At 74.2% G+C, this 14883-nt stretch carries 11 protein-coding genes; 4 read left to right on the top strand and 7 right to left on the bottom strand.

The features are described 5' to 3' along the window. The first annotated feature begins 1 nt into the window (after position 1). Positions 2-1699, top strand: coding sequence for a GAF domain-containing protein (locus tag ABZ881_RS12140; protein ID WP_358484018.1), 1698 nt, complete (start codon positions 2-4; stop codon positions 1697-1699). A gap of 10 nt (positions 1700-1709) precedes the next feature. Here the strand turns inward: ABZ881_RS12140 and ABZ881_RS12135 are convergent, their stop codons facing one another. From ABZ881_RS12135 to ABZ881_RS12125, 3 genes are all read right to left on the bottom strand, one after another. Next, complete coding sequence (locus tag ABZ881_RS12135) at positions 1710-2360, bottom strand: response regulator transcription factor (protein WP_358484016.1); 651 nt, start codon at positions 2358-2360, stop codon at positions 1710-1712. Positions 2361-2480: 120 nt separating this feature from the next. Continuing rightward, positions 2481-3482, bottom strand: coding sequence for an NAD(P)H nitroreductase (locus tag ABZ881_RS12130; RefSeq protein ID WP_358484014.1), 1002 nt, complete (start codon positions 3480-3482; stop codon positions 2481-2483). Beyond that, positions 3479-3946, bottom strand: coding sequence for a hypothetical protein (locus ABZ881_RS12125; RefSeq protein WP_358484012.1), 468 nt, complete (start codon positions 3944-3946; stop codon positions 3479-3481). Before ABZ881_RS12125 ends, ABZ881_RS12130 begins: the two co-directional genes overlap by 4 nt. 129 nt (positions 3947-4075) lie before the next feature. Here ABZ881_RS12125 and ABZ881_RS12120 point away from each other — a divergent pair, with 129 nt between their 5' ends. Continuing rightward, positions 4076-5230 (top strand): PIN domain-containing protein, encoded by a 1155-nt coding sequence (locus tag ABZ881_RS12120; protein WP_358484010.1) that lies wholly within the window; start codon positions 4076-4078, stop codon positions 5228-5230. Between the two features lie 51 nt (positions 5231-5281). Here the strand turns inward: ABZ881_RS12120 and ABZ881_RS12115 are convergent, their stop codons facing one another. Both ABZ881_RS12115 and ABZ881_RS12110 read right to left on the bottom strand, forming a co-directional pair. Then, complete coding sequence (locus ABZ881_RS12115; RefSeq protein WP_358484009.1) at positions 5282-6193, bottom strand: DUF2188 domain-containing protein; 912 nt, start codon at positions 6191-6193, stop codon at positions 5282-5284. Between the two features lie 97 nt (positions 6194-6290). Next, positions 6291-6689, bottom strand: coding sequence for a DoxX family protein (locus ABZ881_RS12110; RefSeq protein WP_358484007.1), 399 nt, complete (start codon positions 6687-6689; stop codon positions 6291-6293). A gap of 408 nt (positions 6690-7097) precedes the next feature. Here ABZ881_RS12110 and ABZ881_RS12105 point away from each other — a divergent pair, with 408 nt between their 5' ends. Then, the gene (locus ABZ881_RS12105) at positions 7098-7352 is read left to right on the top strand and encodes a hypothetical protein (protein ID WP_344020650.1); all 255 of its coding nucleotides are present in this window, start codon (positions 7098-7100) and stop codon (positions 7350-7352) included. A gap of 50 nt (positions 7353-7402) precedes the next feature. Here ABZ881_RS12105 and ABZ881_RS12100 read toward each other — a convergent pair whose 3' ends face one another. Together ABZ881_RS12100 and gltB are read right to left on the bottom strand one after the other, a co-directional pair. Beyond that, complete coding sequence (locus tag ABZ881_RS12100; RefSeq protein ID WP_358484005.1) at positions 7403-8854, bottom strand: glutamate synthase subunit beta; 1452 nt, start codon at positions 8852-8854, stop codon at positions 7403-7405. 59 nt (positions 8855-8913) lie between these two features. Further along, entirely contained in the window at positions 8914-13485 is a 4572-nt protein-coding gene (gene gltB / locus ABZ881_RS12095) for a glutamate synthase large subunit (protein ID WP_358484003.1), read from the bottom strand. Positions 13486-13993: 508 nt separating this feature from the next. Here gltB and ABZ881_RS12090 point away from each other — a divergent pair. Then, positions 13994-14878 carry a (2Fe-2S)-binding protein gene (locus tag ABZ881_RS12090; RefSeq protein ID WP_358484001.1) on the top strand — a complete coding sequence of 295 codons (885 nt, stop codon included), beginning with the start codon at positions 13994-13996 and terminating at the stop codon, positions 14876-14878. Positions 14879-14883 lie beyond the last annotated feature (5 nt).

Here is a 14883-nt window from a genome sequence, read left to right as displayed (position 1 = left end):
TATGGGGGATCCGGAGGCGGATCCGGCGTCGGGCGAGCTCGCCCGGATGCTGTCCGGTCTGCGGCTCGACCAGCTCATCGGCGAGGTGCAGGACCGGCTCGGCCAGATCGCGACCGCGCGGTGGCGGATGCAGAAGCTGCTCGATGCCGTGCTGGGCGTCGCGGCCGGACTGGAGCTCGACGCCACCCTGGAGCGGATCGTGCAGTCCGCCGTCGACCTGGTCGACGCCCGCTACGGCGCGCTCGGCGTGCTCGCCCCGGACGGCTCGATCGCCCGCTTCATCGATGTCGGGCTGGACGCCGGTACCCGCGCCGCGCTGGGCCGCCCGCCGGAGGGCAAGGGCCTGCTCGGGCAGCTGATCGAGGACCCCCGGCCGCTGCGTCTGGCCGATCTGTCGGCGCACCCGTCGTCGGTCGGCTTCCCGCCGAACCACCCGCCGATGCGCAGCTTCCTCGGCGTCCCGATCCGGGTCCGGGAGGCCGTGTACGGCAACATCTACCTCACCGAGAAGGTCGGTGCGGCCGAGTTCACCGCCGACGACGAGCTGATCCTGCAGGCGCTCGCCGCCGCCGCCGGGATCGCCGTGCAGAACGCCGACCTGTTCGAGCAGGGGCTGCTCCGCCAGCAGTGGCTGGAGGCGTCCGCCGAGATCCGGGGCGAGGTGCTGGCCGGGACCGGCGAGGCCGACTCGCTGGCCCTGGTGGCCCGCCGCTGCCTGGAGCTGTCCCGGGCCAGCGGCACGCTGATCGCGCTCGGACCGGACCAGGACGGCGAGTTCCGCGAGGGCGCCACCGCGGGCCGGCCGTGGCCGTCCGGCGGGCTCGGCGGGACCCTGCTGCGCGACGTCGTCGAGGGCCTGCAGCCGGTACTGGCGCAGAGCCCGCGGGCGTTCCTGAATGCCCCCGCGCACGACGACCGGGCCGGCGGCGGCCCCACCGTCGCGGTCCCGATGCGGGCGGTCGAGCGGGTGATCGGCGTCCTGATCGCACAGCGCGAGCCGGGCGACCCGCCGTTCCGGCCGTCCGAGGTGCCGCTGCTGGTGTCGTTCGCCGACCAGGCGGCGCTGGCCCTGGAGCTGGGGGAGAAGAACCGGGCACAGCAGCAGCTGGCGGTGCTCGCCGATCGTGACCGGATCGCCCGCGACCTGCACGACCACGTGATCCAGCGGCTGTTCGCGGTCGGCCTGAAGCTGCAGGGGACGCTGCGCCGCACCACCGACGCCGACGTGCGCGAGCGGGTCGAGCAGACCGTCGACGAGCTGGACCGGACCGTCCGCGAGATCCGGACGACGATCTTCGACCTGCACACCGCCGATCACGGCACCGGCGGGCTGCGCCGGGCGCTGCTCGACACCGTCGCCGAGGTCACCTCGGAGTCCGGGATCGCGACCTCGGTGCACACCACCGGTCCGGTCGACACGCTCGTCCCGCCGACCGTCGCGGCCCACCTGCTGGCGGTCGTCCGGGAGGCCGCGACGAACGCCGTGCGACACTCCGGGGCGAACACGCTGTCGGTCACCGTCGCGGCCGGCCGGGACCTGAGCGCCGAGATCTCCGACGACGGCTGCGGCCTCGGCGACACCGAGCGGCGCAGCGGGCTGCGCAATCTCGCCGACCGCGCCGTCCAGCTGGGCGGGGAGTGCACGCTCGACTCCCCGGCCACCGGGACCCGGGTGCTCTGGACCGTCCCGCTGCCATGACGCCCGCGGCTCAGCGCCGGGCGCGGCGCCGCTCGACGGCGTACACGGCGGCCTCGGTGCGTCGCGAGTAGCCGAGCTTGTGCAGCACCGAGGAGACGTAGTTCTTGACGGTCTTCTCGGCCAGGTGCAGCTCGTCGCCGATCCGGCGGTTGGTCAGGCCGTCCGCGATGAGCTCCAGGATCCGCTGCTCCTGCGGGCTCAGCGCGTCGTAGCGGGGATCGGCGTCGGCGTCGATGCCGCGGCGCAGCCGGTCCAGCACCGCGGCGGTCGCCTTCGGGTCGAGCAGCGAGCCGCCCGCGGCGACCGTGCGGACCGCACCGACCAGATCCACCCCGGCGACCTGCTTGAGCAGGTAGCCCGAGGCGCCGGCCATGATCGCGCCGAACAGCGCCTCGTCGTCGGCGTAGGAGGTCAGCATCAGGCAGGCCGGCGGCGGGGCGACCGTGGACCGGATGTCCCGGCAGACGCTCACGCCGTCGCCGTCGGGCAGCCGGACGTCGAGGATCGCGACGTCCGGCCGCAGCGCCGGCAGCCGGGCCGCGGCCTGCGCCGCCGTCGCGGCCTCGCCGACGACCTCGATGTCGTCCTCCAGTTCGAGCAGCTGGGCCAGCCCACGCCGGACGATCTCGTGGTCGTCGAGCAGGAACACCGAGATCGTCACAGTCGCCTCCGGGTCGCGGGCTGTCGAGAGCGACGGTAGTGGCAGGCGGCCGACTCCCGCAGCGACCGATCGGCCCCGGACGGGTGGGTCGATGGTCCGTGTCGGCCGTCACCCGCCGGGCTACTCGCCGCGCAGCAGCACGTCCCGCAGCCGGCGCCGCGGGGTGGCGGGCAGCTCCCGGCCGTCCGGGGCGCGACCGACCCGGATGATCAGCTGCGGGTGCTCGGTGGTGCGTAGCACCCGGATGGCCAGCCCGGACCGGGTGCGGACGGTCTCCAGGATCCGGGACAGCGGGCAGGTCGCCAGCCCGGCCCTGGTCGCGGCGAGCAGCACGATCCCGAGCGCCTCACCGGCGGCCAGCCGCGCCGGATCGTCGTCGGCCGGGGTGCTCAGCGCGAGGATCGTCGCCCGGTCGGTGGCCAGCGGCGGCACCGGCAGCGATCCCGCGGGGAACCGGACACCGATCTCAGGCTCGCGCGGCCACGGCACCCCCGCCGGCACCGAGCCGGTGCGCACGCCGTCCCGGGAGTCCGCGTAGCGGTGCGTCCACACCAGCAGCTCGGCGGCGTGCCCGGGCCGCGCCCGCAGCTCCAGGGCGGCCGCCTGCTCCAGCTCGACGAGATGGTTGCGGGCCACCGGATCGGTGACCGTGTGCAGGGTGACGCCGTAGCGGGCGGCGCGGGCGCCGAGCGCGGCCCGGGTGTGGTCGGCGAGCCCGCCGTCGCGGAACGGCCTGCGGTCGGTACGGCGGCGCCGGATCGCCGGGGCGAGCTGCGCGTCGTTGCGGTCCGCCGCGGTCGGCGGCCGGCCGGTGAACCGGACGGTCGCCAGATGGTCGCGGTCCCCGTCCGGGAACCGCTCGGTCCGGTGCCCGATCCCGGACGCGGCCAGCGCGACGTGCAGGGTGGCCAGCGCCGCCCCGCAGCTGACGAGATGGTCGCGCCGGTCCGGGTCGGTGAACGGCAGCCGCCGGTCCGGATCGGCGTACAGCTCGATCCGGTCGGCCGCGATCCGCCACCGCCACGGCTGCGCGTTGTGCACCGACGGCGCGGTCAGCGCGGTCGCGACGGCGTGCCGGACGGTGTCCGGGCGGGGCAGCGCCGGGGTCTCGGCGGCGCTCACCGGGCCACCGCAGTCCCGGCCGCAGCGCCCCGCCCGCCGTCCGGCGCGGGACCGGCCGCCGCCAGCTCGGCGGCGACGGTGGCGGCCCAGGCGCCCCAGCCGTCCGCGCCGGGCGCCTGCACCGGCGCGGACAGCTCCAGCTCCGGGGCCGGCGCGGGATGCGGGTGCGCTCCGCCCGCAGGCGCGGCGTCGAACATCCACAGCGGCCGGACCCGCAGCACGACGCGGTGCCTGCGCAGGAACCGCCGGGCCGCCGACCGGGCCCACGGCCGGTCCCAGGCACCACCCAGCACGACGGCCCGGACCCCGGCCAGCGACGGCACGTCGGCGGCGGTGGTGATCAGCGGGCGCAACCCGCGCAGGGACAGCTCGTGCCCGATCTCCGCGGCCGCCCGCAGCGTGCGGTGGTCGGCGGAGGTGAGCGCGATCAGGACGGTGCCGTCCTCCGGAATCCGGTCGGTCATGGGGTCCTCCCCTCGGTGGCCCCCCGAGCGTGCCCCCGGCCGGACCGGCCGGGCAGGGCCGTCGGTCACCCGGCCCCCGGACGGAGGACCCGACCCGCCCACCCGGCGCACCGGCCGTAGGCTTCCGCGGTGGCCCACGAGGACGAACGCATCGCACTGCTGCTCGACTACGAGAACCTGGCGATCGGCGCGCGCGACGGTCTCGGTGTCGTCCCGTTCGACTTCGGGCCGGTCGCCGACGCACTCGCCGAGCGCGGCCGGGTCGTGGTGCGGCGCGCCTACGCCGACTGGTCGTCGTTCGACGAGGACCGGCGCCTGATGGCGCGCGCCCAGGTCGAGCTGATCGAGATCCCGCAGCGGATCGGCGGTTCCCGCAAGAACGCCGCCGACATCAAGCTCGCGGTCGACGCGATCGAGCTCGCCTACGAGCGCGAGTTCGTGACGACCTTCGCGATCGCCACCGGCGACTCCGACTTCACGCCGCTGATGCACAAGCTGCGCGAGCTGGACAAGCGGGTGATCGGGATCGGCGTGCAGTCGTCCACCTCGGCGCTGCTGCCCCCGGCCTGCGACGAGTTCCTGTTCTACGACCGGCTGCCGGGCCTGGAGCCGAGCCGGGAGCCGGCCCCGCCGCGCCGCCGCCGCGGCACCCGGCCACCCGCCGCGAGCACGACGGCACCGCCGCCCGGCCCGGTCGCGCCCGCCGAGCCGCAGCCCGAGCCCGCCCCGTTCGACCTGACCTTCCGGGCCGCGCCCGGTTCACCCGACGCGGAGGAGACCGCGACCACCGGCGCCGAGGAACGCGACGTCGCCGGGCTCGTCGTGAGCACCCTGGCCGGGCTGTCCCGGCAGGCCGACGGCCCGGTGCTGGCGTCCCGGCTGAAGCGGGCGGTGCTGCGCAAGGACCCCACGTTCGACGAGTCCGACCACGGCTTCCGCGGCTTCGGCGAGCTGCTGCGGCACCTGGAGGGGCAGGGCGCGGTCGCGCTCACCCCCGGTTCCGCGCAGGGCGACCCGGAGGTCGCCGTCCCGGACGACCCGGACGCCGACCAGGACGCGTTCACCCTGCTCGTCGACGTGGTGCGGGACCTGACCGCGGCCGGCGGCCCGCCGCAGCTGTCCGGGCTGAAGGACCAGCTGCGCAAGCGGGTGCCGGACTTCTCCGAGAAGCGCTACGGATTCGGCAGCTTCCTGTCATTCGCGAAGGCGGCCCGGGCCCGGGAGCTGATCGGGATGGCCTGGCAGGACGAGACCGGCGACTACGTGCTCAGCCCGCGCTCCTGACACGCGACGAGGGCCCCGCCGTGGCGGGGCCCTCGTCGGGAGCGGGACCGGTCAGCGGCCGGTGGCCCGGCGGGTGCCGCGCTGAAACAGCGTGCCGGCACGGGAGACCACGGCGCCGGAGACACCGAACGCGGTCGCGACCGCGCCGGCGGCGACCCGGCTGCCGAACCGGATCGGGTTGAGCGGCCGGTAGACCCGGGCGGCGAACTCGTCGAGCTGGGTCGCGGCCCGCTCGCCGCCCTCGTAGAGCCTGCGGGCGAGCTTCGCGCCGGTGTCGTCGATGTCGTCGGAGACCGTCTCGCCGACCCGGGCGGCCCGGTCCGCTGTGCGCACCGCCGTGTCCGCGCCGCGATCGGCGGCGGCCTGCACGGTCGCCGCGGAGCGCTCGGCGGAGGCGCTGACCTCGCCGGCGACCTGACGGCCGGTGCGCGAGGCGTTGCCGGCCAGCTGCCGGCCGGTGGTCCCGGCGGCGTCGGCGGCCGCCTTGCCCGCGTTGCCGGGCGCCTTGCCGTTGCGGGAGACCTTGCGGGCCTCCTTCCCGACGTCCTCGGCGCCCGACCGCGCGGTGTTCGCCGCCTTCGACGCGGCGCTGCGGGTCTCGCCGGCGATCTTCTTCCCGGTCGTCCGGGTGTCGGAGGCGACCTCGTCGGCGGTCCGCGCGGTCGCCGACGCGGCCTTCGACGCGGTGTCGCGCGCGGCGGTGGCCGTCGCGCCCGCAACGGCGCCCGCCGCGGTCCCCGCGGTGCTGCCGGTGCCGTCGGACCCGGACTCCACGGACCGGCGCTCGCGGACCGCGCCGTCGGTGCCGTACACGACGAGGGTGCCGCCGCCGTCGTTGGCGATGATCTCCACCGCCCGGGTGATCGCCTCGGCCTGGGTAGCGGCCTTGGCGCTGGGGCGCTGCGCGCCCTGCTTCTCGACGGTCCAGCCGTCGTCGGCCGGCTTCACATGGCGGTCGGCCATGGCGGTGTCCTCCTGTACGTGGAAATCACGGGTGGCGCCGGGTCCCGGCGCTCGTGCTCCCGGTGGATTCCCGGGCCGCCGCCGAGGTAAACGCTGGTCAGCGCCCTGTGCGCAAGGTCTCCCGGCGCCCGTACGCGATCGCGGCGGCGAGCAGGCCCAGCACGACCGGGGTCAGCACCAGCAGCCCGCCGTGCAGCACGAACGCCTGGGTGAGGCCGGCGCCGACCATCAGCAGCACCAGCCCGACCGCGGCGGGACCGGCGAACCGCTTGGTCATCAGCCCGATCCCGCCGGCCAGCTCGAACGCCCCGACGACGTAGCGCAGCCACTGGCCGGCGCCGATCTCCTCGAAGATCAGCACCGCGTACGGGTCGCCGTAGAACTTCGGTACCGCCGAGGCGAACACGAAGAACAGCCCGAGCAGGATCTGCAGCACCCACAGGGCGCGGTGCGCGACGGGGGAGAGGACGGGACGGGCGCTCGGCTGGGTGGACACGGTGGACCTCCGGGATGCGGTCGCCGCGGACCTCCCGCAGCGCTCACCGGAGTGGACTGCCCGGGGCGCCGAGACTCATCGGCCTCGCGGATCACGGCGGCCGGGGCGTCCGGAGGGGATACACCACCGGGAACCGGGATCGCGACCGGAGTCGCGATGCCCGGTGTCCCGATGGTGCCCGGCACCGACAGGGGCTCCCGGTTCTGCAGGTGCCGGTCGCCCGGTTCAACGCACGAGAGCGCCGCGAGTTGTGGGGGGAGTGGCGTCAGTCTCGGATCCGACCGCGAGCGGCGCCGTGCCCGCGGCGGGCGGTGAATCGGTTCCGTTCACGACGGTGCGCGGTGCAACGCCGCGATCGTCGGTAGCGGACGGGCGACGGACGGGGTGACCTGCGCCATAATCGAACGCATGCGAGATGAACGTTGGCGGGTCGAGGTCGGTCCGGAGAACGCTGCCTGGCTGGCGACCGAGTGCCGCACCGCGCGGCTGGCCCGCGAGTACCGCCCGGTCGACGCGGGCGAGGGGATCGTCGAGTTCAACCGGCTCGCGATGGGCGCGATCCGGGAGCTCGGCGAGGAGGAGGACGGCTACGTCACCGACGACGGCGACGGCCTGCGCATCTGGATCGGCGACGACGCGTTCGAGCTGGAGCGGGTGGACTGAACGTGACGGGGCCCGGCCGTGCGGCCGGGCCCCGTCGAACGTCCGTCCGGTCAGCCGATCTGCCGGTCGGTCGGGTTGATCGGCCGGGGGAGCACGCTCCGCCCGGTGAGGTAGGCGTCCACCCCGGCGGCCGCCGCGCGGCCCTCGGCGATCGCCCACACGATCAGCGACTGCCCGCGGCCGATGTCGCCGGCCACGAACACGCCGTCCGCCGACGACATATAGCTGTCGTCGCGCGCGACGTTGCCGCGCTCGTCGAGCTCGACCGCCAGGTCGTCGAGCAGCTTGCCCTTCTCCGGGCCGACGAAGCCCATCGCCAGCAGGACCAGCTGGGCCGGCAGCTCGCGCTCGGTGCCCTCGACCGGCTCGAAGCCGTTGTCGCCGCGCTTGACCTCGCAGATCCGGACGCCGGCGAGCTTGCCGTCGCCGTCCTTCACGAACTCGGTCGTGTTGCACGAGAACAGCCGCTCGCCGCCCTCCTCGTGCGCCGAGGACACCCGGTAGACCGCCGGGTAGGTCGGCCACGGCATGTTCTCGGTGCGGTGCTCCGGCGGGGTCGGCATGATCTCCAGCTGGGTCACCGAGCGCGCGCCCTGGCGGTGCGAGGTGCCCAGGCAGTCGGCGCCGGTGTCGCCGCCGCCGATGATCACGACGTCCTTGCCCTCGGCCGAGATCGGCGGCGCGTCGATGTCGCCCTGCTGCACGTGGTTGGCCCACGGCAGGAACTCCATCGCCTGGTAGACGCCCTCGGCGTCGCGGCCGTCGGCGGGCAGGTCGCGCCACGCGGTGGCCCCGCCGGCGAGCACGACCGCGTCGTACTCGGAGCGCAGCTGCTCGACGGTGATGTCGGTGCCGACGTCGACCGAGGCCCGGAAGTGGGTGCCCTCGGCGACCATCTGCTCCAGCCGCCGGTCCAGGCGGGCCTTCTCCATCTTGAACTCGGGGATGCCGTAGCGCAGCAGCCCGCCGATCCGGTCGGCCCGCTCGAACACGACGACGTCGTGCCCGACCCGGGTGAGCTGCTGGGCGGCGGCCAGCCCGGCCGGCCCGGACCCGACGACGGCGACCTTCTTCCCGGTCTTCGCCGACGGCGCCTGCGGGCTGACCCAGCCCTCGTCCCAGGCCCGGTCGATGATCTCGATCTCGACCTGCTTGATGGTGACGGCGTCGTCGTTGATGGCCAGCACGCAGGCCGCCTCGCAGGGCGCGGGGCACAGCGTCCCGGTGAACTCCGGGAAGTTGTTGGTTGCGTGCAGCCGCTCGATCGCCTCCCGCCAGTCCTTGCGGTACACCAGGTCGTTCCACTCGGGGATGAGGTTCCCGAGCGGACAGCCCTGGTGACAGAACGGGATGCCGCAGTTCATGCAGCGGCCCGCCTGCGACTCCAGGCTCTTGCGCGGGAAGTCCTCGTAGACCTCGCGCCAGTCCATCAGCCGCAGGTCCACCGGCCGCCGCGCGGGCGTCCGGCGGGGGGTGGTCATGAAGCCCTTCGGGTCACCCATGAGCGGCCTCCCTCGTGAATGATGCTGCCGCCTCGTTGCTGGTGTGCCGTGCCGTCACCTCAGCCATGAGCAGCCTCCATGATCGCCTCGTTCACGTCGCGCCCCTCGCGCTCGGCGTTCTCCGTCGCGAGCAGCACGCGCTTGTAGTCCTTGGGCATGACCTTGCCGAACCGCTCGACCGCGACGTCCCAGTCGGCGAGCAGCGCCCGCGCGACCTCGGAGCCGGTTTCGGCGTGGTGGCGCTCCACCCGGTCCCGCAGGATCGCCCGGTCGTCGTCACCGAGCGGGTCCAGGTCCACCATCTCCGGGTTGACCCGGTTGCGGTCGATGTCGAGCAGATAGGCGACGCCGCCGGACATGCCGGCGGCGAAGTTCCGCCCGGTCCGCCCGAGGACGACGACCTGCCCGCCGGTCATGTACTCGCAGCCGTGGTCGCCGACGCCCTCGACGACAGCCACCGCGCCCGAGTTGCGGACGCAGAACCGCTCGCCGACGACGCCGCGGACGTACATCTCGCCCGAGGTGGCGCCGTAGCCGATCACGTTGCCGGCGATCACGTTCTCCTCGGCGGCGAACGGCGCCGACGGGTCCGGCCGCAGGGTCAGCCGGCCGCCGGACAGGCCCTTGCCGAAGTAGTCGTTGGTGTCGCCGACCAGCCGCAGCGTGATCCCCTTCGGCACGAACGCGCCGAAGCTCTGCCCGGCCGACCCGGTGAACGTGATGTCGATCGTGTCGTCGGGCAGACCCTTGCCGCCGTGGATCCGGGTCAGCTCGGAGCCGAGCATGGTGCCGACGGTGCGGTTCACGTTGCGGACCGGCAGATCGAGCCGGACCTGGTCGCCGTTGCGCAGCGCACCCTCGGCGAGCTGGATCAGGGTGTTGTCCAGCGCCTTGTCCAGGCCGTGGTCCTGCTCGCGGGTCCGCTTGCGGGGCACGTCCTCGCCGTACTCGCCGACCTCGAAGATCGGCGACAGGTCCAGGTGGCGCGACTTCCAGTGCTGCGCGGCGGTGTCGACGTCGAGCACGTCGGCCCGGCCGATCGCTTCGTCGATCGAGCGGAAGCCCAGCCGGGCCAGGTACTCCCGCACCTCCTCGGCCACGAACTTCATGAAGTTGACGACGTACTCGGCCTTGCCGTCGAACTTCTTGCGCAGCTCCGGGTTCTGGGTCGCGACGCCGACCGGACAGGTGTCGAGGTGACAGACGCGCATCATGATGCAGCCCGAGACGACCAGCGGAGCGGTCGCGAAACCGAACTCCTCGGCGCCGAGCAGCGCGGCGATCACCACGTCCCGGCCGGTCTTGAGCTGGCCGTCGGCCTGGACGACGATCCGGTCGCGCAGGTTGTTCGCGACCAGCGTCTGCTGGGTCTCGGCCAGGCCGAGCTCCCAGGGGCCGCCGGCGTGCTTGATCGAGGACAGCGGTGACGCGCCGGTACCGCCGTCGTGCCCGGAGATCAGCACGACGTCGGAGTGGGCCTTGGACACCCCGGCCGCCACGGTCCCGACGCCGACCTGGGAGACCAGCTTCACGTGGATGCGGGCCCGCGGGTTGGCGTTCTTCAGGTCGTGGATGAGCTGCTTGATGTCCTCGATCGAGTAGATGTCGTGGTGCGGCGGCGGCGAGATGAGGCCGACCCCGGGCGTCGAGTACCGGGTGGTCGCGATCCACGGGTAGACCTTGCCGCCGGGCAGCTGGCCGCCCTCGCCGGGCTTGGCGCCCTGCGCGATCTTGATCTGGATGTCGTCCGCGTTGACCAGGTACTCGGAGGTGACGCCGAACCGGCCGGACGCGGCCTGCTTGACCGCGCTGCGCCGGGAGTCGCCGTTCGGGTCCGGGGTGAAGCGGTCCGGGTCCTCGCCGCCCTCGCCGGTGTTCGAGCGCCCGCCGATCCGGTTCATCGCGATGGCCAGGGTCTCGTGCATCTCCTGCGAGATGGAGCCGTAGGAGATCGCGCCGGTGGCGAAGCGGGTGAGGATGGACTCCACCGGCTCCACCTCCTCGATCGGCACCGGCGGGCGCAGGCCCTCCTTGAAGGTGAACAGGCCGCGCAGCGTCATCAGCCGCTTCGCCTGGTCGTCGACGGCCTTCGTGTACTCCTTGAAGACGTCGTAGCGCCCGGACCGGGTGGAGTGCTGCAGCTTGAACACCGTCTGCGGGTTGAACAGGTGCAGCTCGCCCTCGCGGCGCCACTGGTACTCGCCGCCGACCGGCAGCGCCCGGTGCGAGGCGCGGACGTCGTCGGCCGGGAAGGCGCGGCGGTGGTGGGCCAGCACCTCCTCGGCGAGCACGTCGAAGCCGACGCCACCGAGCCGGGAGGTGGTCCCGGTGAAGGCCGAGTCCACGACATCCTGGCCGAGGCCGACGGCCTCGAAGATCTGCGCGCCGGTGTAGGACGCGACGGTCGAGACGCCCATCTTCGACATGGTCTTGCGGACGCCCTTGCCGAGCGCCTTGACCAGGTTCTTGGCCGCGGTGCGCCCGTCGACGCCGGGGATGTCGCCGCGCTCGGCGAGGTCCTCGACGGTGGCCATCGCCAGGTACGGGTTCACCGCGGAGGCGCCGTAGCCGAGCAGCAGCGCGATGTGGTGCACCTCGCGGGCGTCCGCCGACTCGACGATCAGTCCGACCCGGGTCCGGGAGCGCTCCCGGACCAGGTGGTGGTGCACCGCGCCGGTGAGCAGCAGCGACGGGATCGCGGCGTGCTCGGCGTCGACGCCGCGCTGGGAGAGCACGATCAGCCGGGCGCCGCCGTCGATCGCGCGGGAGACCTCCTGCTTGATCTCGGCGAGCCGGGACAGCATGCCCTTGCCGCCGTCGCGGGCCAGGAAGATCCCGGGGACGACGTGCGAGGCGAACCCGGGGAACTCCTTGTCGTCGTTGATGTGCACGACCTTGGCGAGGTCGTCGTTGGTGAGCACCGGGAACGGCACGACGATCGTCCGGCAGTGCGCCGGCGTGGCGTCGAGCAGGTTCTGCTCCGGGCCCAGCTGGCTGAACAGCGAGGTGACGAGCTCCTCGCGGATCGCGTCCAGCGGCGGGTTGGTGACCTGCGCGAACAGCTGGATGAAGTAGTCGTAGAGCTGGCGCGGGCGCTCGGAGATGGCGGCCAGCGGCGCGTCGTTGCCCATCGAGCCGATCGGCTCGGCGCCGGACACGGCCATCGGGCGGAGCAGCAGGTTCAGCTCCTCCTCGGTGTACCCGGCGGCCTGCTGGCGCAGCGTCAGCGCCTCGTGCGACGGGATCTCCCGCTTGCGGACGGGGAGCTCGTCGAGCCGGATCAGGCCGGCGTGCAGCCACTCCGCGTACGGGTGCTCGGCGGCGAGCTCGCCCTTGATCTCGTCGTCGTCGACGATCGTGCCGCGCTCGGTGTCGATGAGGAACATCCGGCCCGGCTCCAGGCGGCCCTTGCGGACCACCTTGTCCGGCTCGACGTCCAGCACGCCGACCTCGGAGGCGAGCACGACCAGCCCGTCCTCGGTGACCCAGTAGCGGGCCGGGCGCAGGCCGTTGCGGTCGAGCACGGCGCCGATCTGGGTGCCGTCGGTGAAGGCGACCAGCGCCGGGCCGTCCCACGGCTCCATCAGGGTGGAGTGGTACTCGTAGAACGCCCGCCGCTCGGGCGACATCTCGGTGTTGTGCTCCCAGGCCTCCGGGATCATCATCAGCACCGCGTGCGGCAGGCTCCGCCCGCCCAGGTGGAGCAGCTCCAGGACCTCGTCGAAGGTGGCCGAGTCCGACGCGTCAGGGGTGACGATCGGGGTCAGCCGGGCGAGGTCCCCGGGCAGCTTCGCGGACTCCAGCAGCGCCTCGCGGGCGGCCATCCAGTTCCGGTTGCCGCGCAGCGTGTTGATCTCACCGTTGTGCGCGACGTAGCGGAACGGGTGCGCCAGCGGCCAGGCCGGGAACGTGTTCGTGGAGAACCGCGAGTGCACGATCGCCAGCGCCGAGGTCACCCGCTCGTCGGTCAGGTCCGGGTAGAACGCGGCGACCTGCGGCTCGGCGAGCATGCCCTTGTAGATGATGGTGCGCGGGGACAGCGACGCGAAGTAGGTGTCGTGCGCGTGCTCCACCCGCTTGCGCAGGCAGAACGCGCGCCGCTCCAGGTCGATCCCGGTCGGCGCGCTCTCCGGGGAGTCGCCGGTCAGCTCGGCGCCGCCGACGAACAGCTGCTTGAACGTGGGCATCGCGGCGAGCGCGGTCGGGCCCAGGTCGGCGGCGTCGGGGTCGGTCGGCAGCTCGCGCCAGCCCAGGACCGTGAGGTTCTCCTCGGCGGCCAGCGCGTCCACCGCAGCGACCGCGGCGTCGGCCCGCTCCGGATCCTGCGGGAGCATCGCGATGCCGACCGCGTAGGCGCCCTCCGGGGGCAGCTCGAAGTCGGTGACCTCGCGGTAGAACCCGTCGGGGACCTGGATCAGGATCCCTGCGCCGTCACCGGTGTTGTGCTCGGAACCGCGCGCACCACGATGCTCCAGGCGCAGAAGTGCCTCGATGGCCTTCTGCACGATGGCGTGGTCGCGCTTGCCGGTGACGTCGGCCAACATGGCCACACCGCAGGCGTCGTGCTCGTGATCGGCGGCATACAGACCACCGGGCGAGGGGCGACGCGTCTGGTCACTGATCGCGGCCAACTGCTCCTCCTGTCGTCTCGGTGCACCTCTGCCACCCGCATCGGACGACCCGGGAACCGGCAGCTCGCTGCGGTCCGAAAAGGGTTTCCAGAATACAGCGAGCACCCGGGATGGGGCGTATGATGCGGACCGTTCGGGTGCACCGTGCCATCGGGCGGGGTGACCGGCGGAGATTCCTCCTCCGGGCACGCCTAGCGGCCGGGCGCTGACTTCCAGTACCCGGCCAACTCCCTGCGGCACGGTTCGACCGCACACCCCGGCGAGTGCGGTCTGGCGAGTGCACAGAGTCGCACGCCGCTACCCGAGCGCGCTACTGATGATCGGCCGTCGGGCCCGTGATGTGGATCGCTGGCCATTCGAGCAGGCAGACGTTGCCGTCCCGTGTCCGGACGGTGAGCGAGACGTGACCAGCGGCCGGGAGCGGCCTCTCGCCCGTTGAGATCGCCGACCGTGGTCGAACCGTTACACGGCCGCCGCTGCGCGGCGCGGGCGGGGACACTGGAGCCCGATGCGCCCGCCCGAGATTCCCGCCGATGTGCCCGCCCCGCCGGTCCCCCCGGAGGAGGCCGCCGCCGTGCTGGCCGACGTCGCCCGGATCGGCCCCTGGTTCGCCGTGACCGTCCCGGCCGGGCCGGCCTGGCAGCGGTGGGACGAGGTCTACCGCCCAGCGGGGGCCGGCGGTGATCCGCTGTCGGCCCGGATCGACCAGGTGGCCGCGGCGCTCGGGACCGGCCGGCGGATCGCCGCGTCGATCGCGGTGCAGGGGATGGCGGCCCGGCTGGTGTCGGCGCCGTTCGCGGCCGTCGCGCTGCACGCGACGCTGCCCCGGCTCGCCGGGCTGCGCCGGGACCCCGGCGGCGAGGACCCCTGGGCCCCGGCACTGCCCGGCGGCGATCCCGGCCCGGCCGCCGGCGTGGTCCGGACCCCCGGGCCGGCCGCGGGCGCGGTGCGGGACCCCGGTGCGGAGCGGGCCGTGGGCCCGGCCGCCGTCCGGACGCCGGACCCGCTCCGGGACCCCGCCGGCGCCGCCGACCTGCTGGCCCGCGAGCTCGCGCGGACCCACCTGGAGCCGCTGTACGCCGCGGTCACCGCCCGGGTGGGGGTGTCCGGGCGGGTGCTGCGCGGCAACGTGGTGTCCGCCGTCGCCGGGGCGGCCCGGGTGCTGGACCCGGCCCGCCCGGCCGCCCGGCCCGCGTTCCTCGCCCTGCTCGGCGCACTCGCCGACCATCCGGTGCTGCGCGGGCCGCTGCCGTCCGGGGCCACCGGTGCGGTGCTGCGGCACCCGGCGGGCGACCGGGGGCCGTCCGGCGGCTGGGCCTTCCGGCGCCGCTCCTGCTGCCTCTACGTGCACGCCCCCGGCGGCGGGGCGTGCGGGGACTGCGTGCTCCGCTGACCCGG

This window comes from Pseudonocardia sp. NPDC046786, assembly GCF_040645415.1.
GTDB classification, from domain to species: domain Bacteria; phylum Actinomycetota; class Actinomycetes; order Mycobacteriales; family Pseudonocardiaceae; genus Pseudonocardia; species Pseudonocardia kongjuensis.
Note: the sequence above shows the minus strand (reverse complement) of the source record. Positions and strands in the feature narration are given on the sequence as shown.